At 73.3% G+C, this 15,858-nt stretch carries 11 protein-coding genes; 1 reads left to right on the forward strand and 10 read right to left on the reverse strand.

All coding sequences use genetic code 11. From position 1 onward, the window contains the following. The 8 genes from MNZ27_RS07780 to MNZ27_RS23955 form a co-directional block, all read right to left on the reverse strand. Positions 1 to 873, reverse strand: an 873-nt coding sequence (locus tag MNZ27_RS07780; RefSeq protein WP_242393476.1) for a CheR family methyltransferase, incomplete at its 3' end; no start/stop codon positions are given. After that, positions 870 to 2,987 carry a methyl-accepting chemotaxis protein gene (locus tag MNZ27_RS07785; protein ID WP_242393477.1) on the reverse strand — a complete coding sequence of 706 codons (2,118 nt, stop codon included), beginning with the start codon at positions 2,985 to 2,987 and terminating at the stop codon, positions 870 to 872. The genes MNZ27_RS07780 and MNZ27_RS07785, both read right to left, overlap by 4 nt. After that, on the reverse strand, positions 2,984 to 3,364 hold the full coding sequence (locus tag MNZ27_RS07790) for a response regulator (RefSeq protein ID WP_242393478.1): 381 nt from the start codon (positions 3,362 to 3,364) through the stop codon (positions 2,984 to 2,986). The genes MNZ27_RS07785 and MNZ27_RS07790 overlap by 4 nt, the downstream gene beginning before the upstream one ends. Next, positions 3,361 to 3,756, reverse strand: a complete 396-nt coding sequence (locus MNZ27_RS07795) for a hypothetical protein (RefSeq protein ID WP_242393479.1) — start codon at positions 3,754 to 3,756, stop codon at positions 3,361 to 3,363. Before MNZ27_RS07795 ends, MNZ27_RS07790 begins: the two co-directional genes overlap by 4 nt. A gap of 438 nt (positions 3,757 to 4,194) precedes the next feature. Further along, positions 4,195 to 5,016 (reverse strand): formate dehydrogenase accessory protein FdhE, encoded by an 822-nt coding sequence (locus tag MNZ27_RS07800; protein WP_242393480.1) that lies wholly within the window; start codon positions 5,014 to 5,016, stop codon positions 4,195 to 4,197. Positions 5,017 to 5,182: 166 nt separating this feature from the next. Next, positions 5,183 to 7,327: a 4Fe-4S dicluster domain-containing protein gene (locus tag MNZ27_RS07805; RefSeq protein ID WP_242393481.1), complete on the reverse strand. Its 2,145-nt coding sequence runs from the start codon at positions 7,325 to 7,327 to the stop codon at positions 5,183 to 5,185. Between the two features lie 31 nt (positions 7,328 to 7,358). Then, on the reverse strand, positions 7,359 to 10,436 hold the full coding sequence (gene fdnG / locus MNZ27_RS07810) for a formate dehydrogenase-N subunit alpha (RefSeq protein ID WP_277957711.1): 3,078 nt from the start codon (positions 10,434 to 10,436) through the stop codon (positions 7,359 to 7,361). Between the two features lie 255 nt (positions 10,437 to 10,691). Further along, positions 10,692 to 12,734, reverse strand: a complete 2,043-nt coding sequence (locus MNZ27_RS23955) for a sigma-54-dependent Fis family transcriptional regulator (protein WP_242393484.1) — start codon at positions 12,732 to 12,734, stop codon at positions 10,692 to 10,694. Positions 12,735 to 12,938: 204 nt separating this feature from the next. Here MNZ27_RS23955 and MNZ27_RS07825 point away from each other — a divergent pair, with 204 nt between their 5' ends. Beyond that, the gene (locus tag MNZ27_RS07825; protein WP_242393485.1) at positions 12,939 to 14,900 is read left to right on the forward strand and encodes a Cache 3/Cache 2 fusion domain-containing protein; all 1,962 of its coding nucleotides are present in this window, start codon (positions 12,939 to 12,941) and stop codon (positions 14,898 to 14,900) included. A 16-nt stretch (positions 14,901 to 14,916) separates the two neighbouring features. On the opposite strand, the gene MNZ27_RS07830 is transcribed toward MNZ27_RS07825, so the two are convergent. After that, positions 14,917 to 15,369, reverse strand: a complete 453-nt coding sequence (locus tag MNZ27_RS07830; protein WP_242393486.1) for a hypothetical protein — start codon at positions 15,367 to 15,369, stop codon at positions 14,917 to 14,919. Next, on the reverse strand, positions 15,366 to 15,794 hold the full coding sequence (locus MNZ27_RS07835) for an SET domain-containing protein (protein ID WP_242393487.1): 429 nt from the start codon (positions 15,792 to 15,794) through the stop codon (positions 15,366 to 15,368). The genes MNZ27_RS07830 and MNZ27_RS07835 overlap by 4 nt, the downstream gene beginning before the upstream one ends. Positions 15,795 to 15,858 lie beyond the last annotated feature (64 nt).

A 15,858-nucleotide genomic window follows, 5' to 3' on the forward strand; every position in this document is an offset into this window, starting at 1 on the left:
TGGCCGGACCGCCGCGACGAGCCGTCGAGCCGCGAGGCGCGCGCGCCGCCGCGCGAAGGGTGGCGGCGGCGCGACCGGCGAACGGCCGGCGCCCAGGTGGCCGGCGGTCGCGAGCCCGCCGGCCGCGAGGAGGTGGGCCTCCGGCGCGGAGAAGACGAGGAGCGCCTCCCGGTCGAGCCCCTGCGCGAGCGCGGCGGCGGCGCGCTCCGCCTCCGCGGCGCTGAAGTAGATGAGGACGTTGCGGCACAACACGAGGTCCTGGCCGCCGAGCGGCGCCGCCCCGTTCGCGGCGACCTCCAGCAGGTTCCCGACCTCGAAGCGGCAGAGCGCGGCCGCCGCCGGATCGACCCGGTGGCGACCGGAGACGGGATCCTCCAGCCGCACGCGCCCGCGCAGCCAGTCCGGGCGGCACCGCTGGACGGACCACCCCGGCACCGTCGCCCCGCGCGCGGCCTCGATCCGCGCCGGCGAAGGATCCAGGCCGACGATCTGCACGAACGCGGGCGCCGCGGACGGCGGGATGCCCCGGCCCTCGAGGAGGTCGAGGAAGAGCAGCGCGAGGCTGAAGGGCTCCTGCCCGGCGGAGCACCCCAGGGACAGGATGCGCACCGGCCGCCCCCGCGCGGCGGCGCGGTCGAGGAGCTGCGGGCCGATCTCGTCCCGCAGCCACTCCCAGAGCCCGTCGTCGCGGAACAGCCAGCTCTCGTCGATCGGCAACCGATCGAGGACCCGCGCCAGGTACGCCGGATCGGCGGGGTCTCCGGCGCCCGCGGCGAGGATCGCGGCGTCCACCTGATCCTCCGAGAGCCCCTCGAGCGCGAGCCCGTAGGTGGCCTCGAGCGCGCGCCGCACGCCGAGCCGCGAACAGCTCACGTCTGCGCTCCAGGCAGCGTGTACGCGCCCGCCGCCTTCTGGAGGCTCGCCGCCAGCTCGTGCGCCTTCGACGAGAGCTCGCCGAGCAGGCGCGCGCCGTCGCGGATCGACTCCGACGCCTTCTGCATGTTGGTGAGCGCCTGCGAGACCTGGCCGACGCCCGCCTGGTGCTGACGCGCGGAGCCCTCCACCTGGCGCATGAGGCCGACCGAGTCGTGGACCGTCACGCCGAGCTGGCCCACCACCTCCCCGAGGCGCTGCACGAGCTTGCCGCCGTCCTCGACCGTGCGGGTGCCCGCGCCGACCGCGCCGTCCACCTGCCCGGTCCGATCCCGGATCTCCGCGAGGATCTCCCGGATCTCCGCGGCCGCCTTGCGCGAGTCCGCCGCGAGCGCGCGGATCTCCCGCGCCACGACCGCGAAGCCCTTGCCCGCGTCGCCGGCCCGCGCCGCCTCGATCGCCGCGTTGATGGCGAGGGTGGAGGACTGGTCCGCGAGGAACGACACCGTCTCGGTGATGCCGTCGATGCGCTGGACCCGCTCGGCGAGCGCGGCCGACGCCTGCGCCACCCGCTCGAGCGATCCGGAGATCGCGGCCATCGCGTGCGTCGCCGTCTCCGCCGCCGCGCCACCCTCCTCCACCACCGCCGCCGACGCCTCGCCCTGGCGGATCAGCTCGCCGGCGCGGTCCGCGGACACCGCGGAGGTCTGCGCCATCTCCGTCATCGTGTTCGCGGTCTCGGTGACCGCGGCCACCTGCTCCGTGGTGGCGGCGGAGAGCTGGGCCGCCGCGGACTGCAGGCTCACCACGATGTTGCCGACGTCGCCCGAGACGCCCTGCGTCCGCCCCACGACCGTCCGCAGGTTGCCGGTCATCCGCTGCATCGCCACGCCGAGCGCGCCGGGCACCTCCACGTCGCGGCGGAGGTCGCCTTCGGCGATGGTCCGCGCCTGGCCGACGATCGCCTCGAACGCCCGCTGGAGCTGCCCGAAGGCGTCGCCGAGATCGCCCGCGATGGCGGCGCCCTCGATCGCCTCGCCGCGCGAGAGCGCGGCCATCCGGCGGGACAGCTCGAGCATCCCGGTGCGCGAGTCCCGGAACGCCTGGATGAGGCCGCTCTCGCCGTCGAGGTCGCGGGTGAGATCGCCCTTCGCCATCGCCTGGAGCTGCTCGAAGATGCGGCGCATCTCCTCGGAGATGCCGGCGGTCGCGAAGGCGAGGTCGCCGATCTCGTCGGTGGCCACCCAGCGTGGCAGGCGCGGCGCGCCGGCCGCCATCGCGCGGAGCGACGCCTCCACCTCCGCGGCGGCCGCCGCCTGGCGGCGCGCGAGGAGGAGCCCCGTCGTCCAGAAGGCCCCGAGGATGACGAGCGCGATCCCCAGCACGGGGAGGACCGCGACGCGCGCGGCGTGATCGAGGTCGGCGCGCAGCGCGTCGGCCTTGATCGCCTGGCCGGCGGCGCGCAGCCCGTCGAGGAGCGTCGTGACGGACTGGTCGTACTTCGAGACCAGCACCATCCCGGAGAAGACGAGGAGCGACAGCACGGCGACCACGAACGCGTACGGGAGGACCCAGCGCTGCCGCGGCCAGAAGATCCCGCCGCCCTTCGGCGAGAGCCCCGGCGCGCGCGACGCCTCGGCCAGCGCGACCGGCCGGACGTCCTCCTCGATGAGCAGCACGAGGATCATGCCCGGGAACAGCGAGGCGAAGAGCGCGACGACCGTCGCCATCGGGACGATCGCCAGCGGCTTCCCGTAGAAGATCACCGCGAGCAGGCCGTAGATCGTCCCGCCCACCACCCAGGTCGAGACGTTCGAGAGCAGCTCGATCTTGCGCGGCAGCACCAGCAGGCGCACCAGCCGCGCGCCGGCGGGCTCGCCGGGGTGCTCCGCGACCGCCGCGCGCGTCAGCCCGCGGCTGATGAGGTACTGCTGCAGCGCGGCGAGGGCGAGGATCGGGCCGAGGAGCCCGACGAGCGCCCTGATGAGCGCGGCGTCGTCGAGCCCGATGATCAGCCCGAAGACGTACGCCGCGACCACCGCGCTCGGGATCGCGGTGACGAGGATGCGGTTGTAGATGCTGCGGTGGAGCGCGGCGGCTTCAGGCGAGGTCATGGGCGAGCGGCGTCCGTGGCGAGGTGGCGGTTGATCGCTTCGAGGAGCGGCTGGGGCTGGATCGGCTTGCGGAGGACCTCGCGCGCGCCCGCGGAGCGCGCCCGCATCGCGGACTCGGTGTCGCGCTCCGAGGTGAGGATCAGGACCGGCACGCCGCGCGTGCGGGGATCCGCCCGGAGCGCCTCGCAGAGCCCCACCCCGTCGAGCTGCGGCATGCGGAGATCCGCGAGGACGAGGTCCGGCGGGTCCGCCTTCACCTTCGCGAGCGCCTCCGCGCCGTCCGCGGCCTCGAGCAGCGTGACGTCCCGGGCGATGAGGTAGACCTTCATGAGCTCCCGGGTGACCCGGCTATCGTCTACGAGGAGGATCCGCTTCATGGCTCTCCCTGGCTCGCCGCGCCGGCGAGCGACAGCAACCGCGACACGTCCAGCACCGCGAGCGCCCGCGCCCCGGAGTACCCGGCGACGAGCTCCGGCCGCGGACCATCCCCGGGGGGCGGCGCGGGGGCGTGCTCCACGACATCCTCGACCGCGTTCACCCACAGCAGGAGCCGCCGCGCGCCGTCGCTCACGGCGACGAGCTGGTCGCGCGGGTCGAGCTGGACCGTCCGTGCCCCGAGCAGCCCCTCGACGAACACCACCGGCCACTGCACGCCGTCCACCACCACCGCCGGCGCCGCCGATGGGCGCGCCGCCGGCATCGCCGCGGGGTACACGCGCGCCACGTGGCGGAGCGGGGCGAGCACCCGCCAGGGGCCCGCGCGCAGCATGAGCAGCTCCTCTCCAGGGCGAACGTCCACATTGGGGGTGGGTCGTTCGACGCTGAGTAGCGGGGAAAAGGGGGGCATCCGCGGTCTACCAGTGAAAACTCCATACCATCCCATGGAGTTGCCGTCGCGGTCGAATCACGTTGCGTAAACGCTCGTCATCACACCACCTCGCACGGAGCCAACACGCTCCGGCGAACGCACCCTCGGCACGTCACGTGGGACCCCGGGGCTCGGCCGACCCGGCGATAATCACGTACAGTGTGTGACGCCGAAGGAGGCAGGCACACCCGAGCGCCGCCGAGCGGCGACTCGAACCGCTGGGCGCACCGCCGCGAGCGCCGCAGCCCCACCAGATACACCGCGTGGCCGATCCCCGCGCACGCGGGGAGGCAGCGGCTCTCCGATACGAGATCGCCGGTCGAGACCCCGGGGATCTCCCTACAGCTCGTACAGCGACGCCCCGCGCCGCTCGAGCCCGCGCTCGCGCGCGAGGACGTCGAGGTGGATCGTGGTCCAGTCGGCGAGCAGGAAGTCCTGAACCGGCTCGCGGGCGATCGTCTTCACGTAGCCGTTGCAGGAGCGGCAGACGTCGAGCCGGAGGCCGTCGCCGCCCGTGAGCTCGAGCACCTCGAGCCGGTCCTGCGCCTCGTTCCCGCAGTGCGGGCAGCCGAGCCGCTTCCACGCCCACCGGGTCCGGCACTGGCCGCAGCAGAGCAGGCGCGCCCGGCCGTCGCCCTCGGCGACGAGCGCGGCCAGCGCCGGCTGCGCCCCGCACGTCGGGCAGTGCGGCGAGCGCCACTCCGCGGCCTGCGGCCAGGCCTGGTAGGCGTCCTTCACTGGCTCGAGCGCCCGCCCGAGCGCGCTCCAGCCGAGGTAGCGGAGCAGGCCGGCGTGGCGTGCGGGCGGGTTCCCCTCGCCACGCGCGAGCCAGGTGATCGCCTGGAGGGCCGCCCCGGGGGCGGCCTCGAGGCCGGCGAGCAGCTCGCCGGCCTGCAAGGCGAGCGATGGCGGGACGGGCGCGCCGGCGAGATCGGCGGCCACCGTCCGGAGCAGCGCCGCGGCGGGCGCGAGCTCGATCGCGGCGCTGGCGGAGTGGAGGAGCGGGACGCCGCTCGCGTGCTCCGGCGCGTACGCGTCCCACGCCGGCGGCGCGAGCGGCGCGGGCTGGAAGGCGTCCATCGTCGCGTCGATGCGCCCCTGCACCCCCGCGAGCTTCGCGAGGAACGGGCGCGCCTGGATCCACTCGGAGACCGTCATCATGACCTTGCCTGTCTAACGGAGGACGAGCGCCGAAGCCGGGACCGGCGGGGGAGCCGAGGCACGCCGCCACGGCTCCCGCGGCGCTCGCAATACCAGAAGGACGCGCTCCCGGCGACGCGAAGGCCGCCGGGAGCGCGGGTGACGCGTGGGTTCGATCCGGCGCGGGCTAGTGCTGCTCCGCCTCCTCCTTCGGGAGGACCGGGAGGGTCCGGACCGCCATCCCGAAGAGGAAGATGGTGGCGGCGATGAGGCCGATGGAGACGCCCCACTCCACCACGCTCGGGAAGTACCGGGCCGGCGCGTCCTGCGGGGCGGAGCCCCGGAGCGTCATCCCGAGCACCACCACGCTGACGCGGTTCAGCACGATGCCGCCCGTCGCCAGCGCGGCGCCGAGCCCGAGCGCCGCCGGCTTGCGGCGGAGCCCGTCCGTCGCGAGCAGCGCGAGCGCCACGACGCCGCCCAGGCCCACCTCGGCGAGGAAGAGCGGCCGCGAGAGCGCGTGGCCGAGCTGGCCGCGGACCGCGAGGTCGCCCACGCGGAACGCCTCGTACACGAGGAGCGCCCAGAAGGCGATCTTGCCCAGCGCGGCGAGCTGCGCCACCCGCACCTTCCGCTCGAAGACCTTCGCGATCCAGAGCTCGACGAGCACCACGAGGCCGAGGCCCGCCGCGACCGACGAGAGGAAGAAGTAGACGGGCATCACCGGCGACCACCAGGCGGGGTCGAGCTTGTCGGGCATGAGGAGGAACAGCGACCCGAGCGAGCTCTGGTGCATGGTGGAGAGGGTGACCGCCGCGACGGCGAGCAGGATCGGCACCGGCTTCTCACCGGGCTTCGTCCGGAACGCGACCGCGAGGACGGCGAACACCGCCGCCGCGGCCGCCGTGTACGCGACGCTGCGCGACATCAGGTACACGAACAGCGACACGGCGAAGACCACGTACCACGGCGACCACCGCTTCCACGCCTCCAGCGCGCGCTTCAGGCCGAGCTTCTCGACGGGGATCGGGAAGAACTCGAACGCGAGGACGGTGACGTAGAGGCCGACGCACCAGGAGACCTCGAACATCGCCGAGTGGTGCGGCGCCTGGAGGCCGAGCTGGTAGAAGTGCCACGGCAGGCCGAGGTCGGCGAGCAGCGTGACGGTGACGAACGAGTAGGACAGGAGCCCCATCAGCACGGCGGAGCGGCCGATGGAGTACAGGTCCTTCCGCTGGCACACGTAGATGAGCCCCGCCGTGGCGAACGCGCCGGCGGCGACGGCGATCCACACCAGGTCGAACACGATCCACAGGCCCCAGGCGTAGGTGTCGCTGAGGTTCGTGGAGCCGCCGAGGCCGAGGGCGAACCGGGCGAGGAACGAGAGCCCGCCGAACGCCATCAGCGCCGCGAGGACGACGTTCGCCGGGGTCCAGACCTTCTTCGCCGGGACCGGGGCGAACTCGGGGTGGTGCTCCTCCTCCTTCGCGACCTCGGCCTTCCGCTTCGACAGCGCGTACACGCCGCCGAGCGCCGCGCCGACGCCGATGACGGCCGGCGGCACCGCGCCGAGGGCCACCGCGCTCCGGCGCGGGAGCGGCTCGGTCTGGAGATCGGTGCGGAACCCGAGCTCCGAGAACGGGACGGCGGACAGGTACAGCATGTTCGTCCCGCCGACCTCCTTCTCGCCGTAGATGTGGTCCACGTACTTGCCGGGGCTCGCGGCGATGCGGGCCCGCGCCTCCCGGAGCAGCTCCTCGCGGTCACCGTAGGTGAGGGCGCCCGCGGGGCACTGCTTCACGCACGCCGGCACGGAGTGCGCGGCGGCGAAGCGCTTGCGCTCCTCGTCGGTGAGCGCCGCGCCGTTCCGGGCGTCGGGGGCGGCCGGCGAGAGCCGGTCGTGGCACATGTCGCACTTGCGGATCTTCGGCGCGAGCGAGTCCCACTCCGCGGTGGGGATGCCGAACGGGCAGGCCCACACGCAGTAGCGGCACCCGATGCACTTCGAGTCGTCGTAGGTGACCGGCCCCTCCTTCGTCTTGTGGAGGGCGGTCACCGGGCAGGCCGCGGCGCAGGCCGGCTCCTCGCAGTGCATGCACTGGCGCTTGGCGAACACGTACCGCAGCCCGCCCGGCGCCTTCGCGTCCTCGATCTCGCCGTACGTCAGGACCGTCAGCGTCTTCGCCGACAGGGTGGTCGGGTTCTGGATCCCCTTCCGCCCGGGCTGGAGCTGCGTCTTCTCCGCCGGCAGGTCCTTCCACTGCTTGCAGGTGACCTGGCACGAGCGGCACCCGATGCACTTCGTCGTGTCGATGAGAGTGGCCTTGCTCATGATCGTCTCCTCGCGAGCGCGCGCGGCTCGGCTACCGCCGCGCGACGGTCTCCTCCGCGCGCACGACGTTCACGAGGCACGCCTTGGTCTCCTGCGTGCTGGCCCCCGGATCGACCGCGTCGATGGTGAGGTCGTTGGTGCTCGGCCCCGTGCTGAGCCCCTTGAACCCCCAGTTGTAGGGCATCCAGACCACCGGCACGTCCTGGCCGGCGATCCGCATCACCTGCATGCGCTTCGTGACGACGGCCTTCACCGTCACCGCGCCGCGCGCCGACGACACCTTCACCCGGTCGCCGGTCTTCACGGTGAGCTTCGCGGCGAGCGCCTCCGGCAGCTCGCACATCGGCTCCGGCACGAGCTCGTTCAGCCACGGCACGTTGCGGGTCGTGGACCCGGCGCACCAGTGCTCGGACACCGAGGACGTCATCAGCACGTACGGGAAGTCCTTCGCCGTGCCGATGGGCTGCTTCGCCTTCACCCGCGGGTACTTCAGGGCGGGGTTGTTCTGCTGGGCGGGGTGCAGCACGTTCGGGACCGGGCTCTCCACCGGCTCGTAGTGCTCCGGGATCGGGCCGTCCTTCGGGACGTAGGAGACGTCCACCGGCAGCTCGTCCGCCGGGGCCTTGTAGGACTTGAACGGTCCGGCGATCAGCCGGCCGACGCCCTCGGCGTTCATGCGGAACGCCCGCTGGCCCTCCGGCGTGTCCGGGCCCTTGAGCGGGTCCGGCACGTCCGGCGTGTCCTTGCCCTTCCACTTCTTCTCGGTCTCGTCCCACGCGACGATCGGGATCGCGTTCGGCCACGGCTTGCCCGAGGCGTCGCAGGAGGCGCGGTTGTAGAGGATCTTCATGTTGCCCGGCCACGACCAGGCGAAGTCCTTGTAGAAGCCGATCCCGGACTTGTCGGCGCTGTCGCGGCGCTTCGAGAGGTTCTTCCCGCCGCCGAAGATGCCCGCGTAGATCCAGACGCCGGACGAGGTGGAGCCGTCGGCCTGGAGCTGCCCGATGCCGCCGACGTAGTCACCCGCCTTCAGCACCTTGCCGTCGGGGAGCGTCACGTCGCGGAGGACGCGCCCGCTGATCTCCTTCAGCACGTCCTCGGCGAGGCTGCCCGGCGCGTAGCCCCAGGTGCCCTTCAGGATGGGCGCGTCCTTCGGGTCGGTCGAGCCCTCGTACAGCTTGCGGACCCGGCGGAAGACGGCGTCGAGGATCTCGAGGTCGGTCTTCGCCTGCCCCGGCGGCTTCACCGCCTGGTAGCGCCACTGCACCATGCGGCCCGAGCCGGAGATGGTGCCCTCCTTCTCCATGAAGTAGGCGCCGGGGAGGAGCAGGACCTCGGTCTGGATCGCCTTCGGGTCGCTGCCCGGGCGCTGCCAGAAGGACGCGGTCTCGGTGTCCCACAGCTCCTGCACGACGAGCATGTCGAGCTTGGAGAGCGCCTCGTGCACGTACCCGAGGTTCGGGTTCGTGACCATCGGGTTCTGCCCGTTCACCCACAGCAGCTTCAGCGTCCCGGCGTACGCGGCGTCGATCATGCCGTACACCGAGTAGTCCTTCTTCGCGCTCTTCTTCGGGAGGAGCCCGAACCCGAAGTCGTTCTCGGGGGTGGCGTTCTCGCCGAACCACGCCTTGAGCCCGTTCACGGTCATCTTCTGGCGGAAGGTGCCGTTGTTCCTCGTCCAGTCCTTCAGCGTGGGCTCGTTGTGGCTCGGGTAGTTCAGGTAGCCGAACATGTAGCCGTTGAGCACGGACATGTCGCAGGCGCCCTGGACGTTCGGCTCGCCGCGCAGCGCGTTCACGCCGCCGCCGGCCACGCCGATGTTGCCGAGGAGCATCTGGAGGATGCCGTAGCACCGGATGTTCTGGATGCCGACGGTGTGCTGGGTCATGCCGAGCGCGTAGAGGATCGTGCCCGGCCGGTTCTTCGCGAAGGTCTCGGCGATCTCCACCACCTGCCTCGCCGGGACGCCGGAGACCTGCTCGGCGACCTCGGGCGTGTAGCGCGCGAAGTGGGCCTTCAGCTTCGCGAAGACGCACCGCGGGTCGTCGAGGCTCTTGGCCTTGACGGGCTTCTTCGCCGCGTCCACCTGCACGCCCCAGGAGCTCTGGTCGTACTTGTGCTTCTCGTGGTCGTAGCCGGAGAAGACGCCCTCGTCGAACCCGAACGCCTCGTTCGCGACGAAGAGCGCGTTCGTGTGGAGCTTCACGTACTCCTCGTCGTACAGCCGGTTCGAGAGCACGTGGTTGATCACCGCGGAGAGGAACGCGATGTCCGCCCCGGGGCGGATGCGCGCGTAGATGTCCGCGATGGACGAGGTGCGGTTGAAGCGGGGATCCACGTGGATGATCTTGGCGCCCTTCTGCTGCGCCTTGCGGATCCACCGCATCGACATCACGTGGTTCTCGGCGGCGTTCGACCCCTCGATGAGGAAGACCTTCGCGTTCTGGAGGTCAGCCCACCCGTTCGTCATCGCGCCGCGGCCGAAGGAGGCCCCCAGACTGGGGACCGTGGGGCTGTGTCAAAGCCTGGCCTGGTGCTCGACGAAGCTCGTCCCGAAGAGACGGCCCATCTTGTTGAAGACGTAGCACTCCTCGTTCGTGTGCTGCGCGCCGCCGAGGAGCCCGATCGCGTCGGTCCGGTTGACCGGGTACTCGACCTCCTTGCCGTCCTTGTCCTGGTCCTTCTCGGTCGCGGTCCAGGTCGCCTCGCGGACCGCCTTCAGCTTGGCGGCGAGCTTCTCGTACGCCTCGTCCCAGCTGATCTCGACCCAGCGATCGGAGCCGGGCGCCCGGTAGCGCGGCGCCCTCACGCGCTGCGGCGAGTCGTGGGTCGCCTTCATCGCGGCGCCCTTCGAGCAGAGCGCGCCGAAGTTGATGACGTGATCCGGATCGCCCTCGAGGTTGACGAGCTGGCCGTCCTTCACGTGCGCGACCATCCCGCAGCCGCACGAGCAGAAGTTGCAGGCGGTCGTGAACTCCTTCGCGCCCTCCAGCTTCAGCCCCTTCGTCGCCGCCCTCGCCTCGCTCGGGCCGAGCCCGAGCTCCGCGAGCGCCAGCCCGGCGGTGCCGCCGGCGGCGAGCTTCAACCAGCCTCTCCTGCTCACATTCATCGAGTGCTCCTGTCTATTTGCCTGGGTCGCCGAGGGGTTGGCGACCTTCGGAGGCGCCTAGAGCAAGAGGCCTGCCACGCGGAGAGGATCCGCGACCCGGACGAAGAGCGGAATTCCCGCGCAACGTCCGCGCGTCCGGAGGCCGTTCGGCCCTGCCGGCGCACCCGTTGCCGAGCCGAGGCGCCCCGTCTGTCACGCGAGTCGCGTGACATGTCACGCCTCCGGCGAGACGGTCGCAGCGCGCCGGAGGGAGCGTCAGCGGGTGATGCCGAACTTCCGGAGCCGCCGGTAGAGCGTCATCCGCGACACTCCGAGCGAGCTCGCGGTCCGGGCGATGTTCCAGCCCGACGCGTCGAGGGCCGCGACCAGCTCCTCGCGCCCCGGCTCGTCCTCCGCGGCGGACGCCTCGGGCCGCCGCCCGGCGCCCGCCGCGCACGGGCCGCTCGCGCCCTGCTCGCACGGGAGCGACGGGTCCGGCTGGCACGGCAGGCTGCACGTCGCCGGGCGGCCCCGCGGCGCGAGCCCGCGGAGATCGACGAGCAGCAGGTCGCGCGGCTCGATCGGCGGCGCGGCGACCACCGCGGCGGCCCGCATGATCGCGTTCTCGAGCTCACGGACGTTCCCGGGCCAGCGGTGCTTCGCGAGCACCTCCAGGGCCGCGTCGGAGAGCGTGAGCCCCACGCGCCCCATCCGCTCCTCCGCCTCGGCGAGGAAGGTCCGGGCGAGGAGCGGCACGTCCTCGAGCCGGTCGCGGAGCGGCGGGATCGGGATCGAGAGCACGTTCAGGCGGAAGAACAGATCGTGCCGGAAGCGGCCGGCAGCGACCTCGCCGTCCAGCCGGCGGTTGGTCGCGGCGACGATCCGGACGTCCACCGGCCGCGCCCGGCTGCCGCCGAGCCGCACGACCTCGCGCTCCTGCAGGACGCGCAGGAGCGCGGTCTGAGCCTGCGCCGGCAGCTCGCTCACCTCGTCGAGGAAGAGCGTCCCGCCGTTCGCCTCCTCGAGCTTCCCGGCCTTCCCCTCGCGCTGGCCGCCGGTGAACGTCCCGGGCTCGTAGCCGAACAGCTCGGCCTCGACGAGCGCGGTCGGGATGGCGCCGCAGTTCAGGGCGACGAGCCGCTTCTCCGCGCGCGCGCTCGCCGCGTGGATCCCCTGCGCGAAGAGCTCCTTGCCGGTCCCGGACTCGCCCACCAGCACCACCGGCAGGTCGTTCCGCGCCGCCACCCGCGCGAGGTCGATCGCGGCCCGGATCGCCTCGGAGCGTCCGCGGATCGGCGCGAACGCCTCCCGCATCGCGGCCGGCGACGGCGCGCCGCGGGCGGCCCGCGCCGTCGTCGCGGGCGGCAGCACCCGCAGGATCGCGCCGACGGCCGCGCCCTCGTGCGTCACGACCGACGCGAAGGCCCGGCGCCGGTCGCCGCCGTGGCCGGCCCATTCGATCGGGAGGGCGTCGTCGCCCGCGCCGGCCGCGCCGCGCAGCGCGGCGAGCACGCGGTCCCGGGCGTCCACGGGGAGCTCGCCGTCCTCGAGCGCGAGCCGGCGCAGCGCGGCGCCGTTCGCCTCGAGCACGCGCCCGCGCGCGTCCACCGCCACGAGCGCGTCGCCGGAGTCGCGCGCGTCGCGCAGCGCGTAGCGGACGATCCCGTCGCGCACCGCCTGGCGCGCCCGGAGCCGCTCCGAGATCGCGGCGGCGATCGCGGCCGCGGTCGCGAGCGCGGGCGGCGCGGGAGCGTCCCAGGGTGCGGTGAGATCCACCACCCCGACCGGCGCGTCCGAGCCCGGCACGAGGATCGGCGCCGCCGCGCTCGTCCAGCCGTGCCAGGCCTCGACGAAGTGCTCCGACGCGAACACCTCGGTCGCGCAGCGCTCGACGAGGGTCGTCCCGGGGCCGTTCGTGCCGGTCGCGTCCTCGCGCCAGCTCGCGCCGGGGCGGAAGTTCGCGGTGGCGAGCGCGTCCGCCACCGCGGGGTCCCCGCCCAGGTGGAGCAGCCAGCCGGCGGCGTCGAAGAGGGCGAGGACGTGCCCCGCCTCGCGGAGCCGGGCGGAGAAGGCCTCGAGGACCGGGCCGGCGGCCACGTACGCCTCGTCCTCCTCGCAGCGGCGCTGCCAGAGGTCGTCGGTCGGGACGACCGGCGCGCGGCAGATCGTGCGATCGATCCGGTAGACGTCGCGGGCGCGCGTCCACGATCGCGCGATCTCCGGGCGCACGCCGTCCAGGACGCCGTCGCCGACGAAGCGCGCCCACGCGCGATCGAGCTGGCGCCTGATCGCCGGGCGGTCCGCGAGATCCCGTCGCACGGTGCCGCAGCCTACCGGCACTGTCACGTATCGCTCAAGTGAGGGCGTCCGGAATACATGCAGGGGCCGTTCCGGGAGCGCCATTCCGCACGGCGCGGCGGGATGCACCGGGAGTCCGTGCGTGCGCTCTCCCGCTCGTTTCCATTGCAGGCCTCGTTCGTGCACTATGCCGGCCGTGTGATCGCTCGCGACGGAGGAAACGGCTTGCTCAAGACGCTCTCGACCCGGGATCTCGACCTCCGTCGCAAGATCCTCGTCGTCGCCCTGCTCCCGACGGCGCTGCTCGTCACGGCGTTCCTCGCGGTGTTCGCCGTCCAGCGCAGCCGCGTCGCCGGCGAGGTCGAGGCCGGGATGGGCCGCCTGGCCGAGGAGAGCCTCACCCGGGCGGCCCGGGACCTCCGCACCCTCTGCGGGGCGACGCACCAGGAGCTGTCCGCCCAGGTGCCGCGCAGCCAGCGGGTCGCCCGCGATCAGCTCGAGCGCACCGGGCCCCTCTCCTTCTCGCGCGAGACGGTGACCTGGCACGCCCGCAACCAGCTCGACGGCAGCGTCTCCGACGTCGTGCTGGCGAAGCTGCTGCTCGGCGGCACCTGGACCGGCCAGAACTCCGACGCCTCCAGGCCGACCATCCTGGTGGACCGCGTGCGCGAGCTCGTCGGCGCCGAGGCGACCCTGTTCCAGCGGATGAACGAGCGCGGGGACATGCTCCGTGTCGCCACCACCGTGCCGGACCGGGCCGGCGGGCGCGCCATCGGGACGTACATCCCCGCCGTCGATCCCGACGGGCGCCCGGACCCGGTGGTCTCCACCGTGCTCCGGGGCGAGCCGTACCGCGGGCGAGCCCGCGTGCTCGACGCCTGGTACCTGTCGGGCTACGAGCCGATCCGCGACGCCTCCGGCCGGATCGCCGGGATGCTCTTCATCGGGCTCCGGCAGGACGCGCTCGAGGGGATCCGCGCCGGCGTCGCCGCGTCGCGCATCGGGCGGACCGGCGTCATGTACGTGCTCGGCGGCACCGGGAACCAGCGCGGCCACTACGTCATCCCGCCGCCGGGCCACGCCGACGGCGAGGACGCGTGGGGCGCCCGCGACGCGCGCGGGGACGAGCACGTGCAGCGGATCGTGCGGGCTGCGCTCGCCGCGCCCGGCGAGACGGTGCAGGTCTCGTACGCCGATCCCCGCGACGGTCGCGAGCGGGTCGCGGCCGTCACCTACTTCGGGCCGTGGGACTGGGTGATCGTCGCCGACATGGACCGGGAGGAGGCGGTCGCCGCGCTCCGCCAGGTGCAGTCCTCGCTCTTCGCGGCGGTGAGCGCGGTGGTCGGGCTCGCGCTGCTCCTCGTGGTCCTCAGCGTCTGGGCCGCCCGGCGCGCGGCGGCCCGGATCGCCGCGCCGCTCGAGGCGATGGCGGTCGCGGCGGAGCGGATCGCCGAGGGCGACGTCCAGCAGGCGGTGACGTACCGGTCCGGGGACGAGGTCGGCCGGCTCGCGGACGCGTTCCGCGGCACGATCTCGTACCTGCAGGAGGTCGCCCGCGGCGCCGCCGCGATCGCCGACGGCGATCTCTCCACCCCGCTCGTGCTCCGGTCCGACCGCGACCAGCTCACCCGGAGCTTCCAGTCCGCCCAGGCCGAGGTGCGCCGGGTGGTCGAGGACATGGATCGGCTCACCCACGCGGCCGTCGAGGGACGCCTCGACACGCGCGCCGACGCGTCGCGACACCGGGGTGACTTCCGGCGGATCGTCGAGGGCGTCAACGCGACCCTCTCCACCCTGGTGAGCCACCTCGACGCGCTGCCGGCGCCGGCGATGATCGTCAGCCCGGAGTACGAGATCCGGTACATGAACCACACCGGGGCGAGCCTCCTCGGCCGCACCCAGGCGGAGCTGGTCGGCACGAGGTGCTACGACAGCTTCCGCAGCACCGACTGCCGGACGGATCGCTGCGCGTGCTTCCGCGCGATGCAGCGCGGCGGCGAGGCGAGCAGCGAGGCGGACGCCCACCCGGAGGGGCTCGACCTCCACATCCTGTACTCGGCGGTCCCGCTCCGCGCCCCCGACGGCCGCGTCGTCGGCGCCTTCGAGGTCGTCACCGAGCAGTTCGCCGTGAAGGGCGCCGCCCGCGCCGCCGCCGCGCCGCCCGCGCGCGGCGAGCCGGCTCGCTAGCTCCGGCGGGGAAGGATCAGAGGATCGGGATCGGGACCGCGAACCGCAGCCCGATCATCGATTTCCCCGCGAGCGAGCCGATCTCGAGGCCGAAGTCGAGCATCGGCAGGTGCACCCCGATCCCGCCCGCGCCGTGAAAGCGGACCTCGTTCGAGTCCTCGACGATGATCCACGGCCCGAGGAGCCCCTCGAGGTAGAGGGGGCCGGCGAGCAGCCGCACCCGCGCGTCGATCGGGATGCCGAAGTGACCGGGGTTGGTGATCCCGAGCACGCCGAAGCGGCCACCCACCGCGACGTGCGGCACCTGCACGATGGGGGCGTCGGCGGCGAGGGTGAGCTGGAAGGCCCCCCTCGCCGGATCCGGCAGGTAGTCCGCCCCGGCACCGAGCTCGATCCCTGCCCGGGCCGGCGCGGCCCACGCGAGCGCGGCCGCGACCGCAGCCGCCACGACCATCCCTCGAGAGCTCATCGCGTCCTCCCCGCAGGCGCGCGGCGACGCCACTCCAGCGCCTGCTCGACATACTGCGCGTGGTCCGCGTCGAACGCCGCGTAGTCGCAGGTCAGCTCCTCGCCCTCCGCGATGTCGCGCGCCGCGACCGTCGTGCCGCCCTTCGCGTCGGGCAGATCCAGGCAGTTCGGATCCGGCGCGTGGTTGAAGAAGCGCGCGTCGTCCCCGCAGAGCACGTACGTGCCGAGCACCCGATCGCGGTAGGAGTACTTCCGGATCTGCGCCCGCGCCGGCGGCGCGAGCGCCTCGATCTGCGACGCGGTGAGCTGAACGTCGATCGCGGGATCGAGCCGCCAGATCAACGTCCCCTTACGGACCGGCTCGGCGGCGAACAGGCCGATGCCGTGGATCGGGCTCTTCTCGAGGAGGGTCTTCACGAGGAGCATGCGCCTGTTCCTGTTTTGCCCAAACCTATGACGGACCGACGCACGTGACGCAACTTCCCGGTGG

This window comes from Anaeromyxobacter oryzisoli, from assembly GCF_022690765.1.
Lineage (GTDB): Bacteria > Myxococcota > Myxococcia > Myxococcales > Anaeromyxobacteraceae > Anaeromyxobacter > Anaeromyxobacter oryzisoli.

Coding starts and splice junctions, on each gene's coding strand:
- MNZ27_RS07785 (WP_242393477.1), bottom strand. CDS start 2,987: ATGACCTCGCCTGAAGCCGCCGCGCTCCACCGCAGCATCTACAACCGC.
- MNZ27_RS07790 (WP_242393478.1), bottom strand. CDS start 3,364: ATGAAGCGGATCCTCCTCGTAGACGATAGCCGGGTCACCCGGGAGCTC.
- MNZ27_RS07795 (WP_242393479.1), bottom strand. CDS start 3,756: ATGCTGCGCGCGGGCCCCTGGCGGGTGCTCGCCCCGCTCCGCCACGTG.
- MNZ27_RS07800 (WP_242393480.1), bottom strand. CDS start 5,016: ATGATGACGGTCTCCGAGTGGATCCAGGCGCGCCCGTTCCTCGCGAAG.
- MNZ27_RS07805 (WP_242393481.1), bottom strand. CDS start 7,327: ATGAGCAAGGCCACTCTCATCGACACGACGAAGTGCATCGGGTGCCGC.
- MNZ27_RS07830 (WP_242393486.1), bottom strand. CDS start 15,369: ATGAGCTCTCGAGGGATGGTCGTGGCGGCTGCGGTCGCGGCCGCGCTC.
- MNZ27_RS07835 (WP_242393487.1), bottom strand. CDS start 15,794: ATGCTCCTCGTGAAGACCCTCCTCGAGAAGAGCCCGATCCACGGCATC.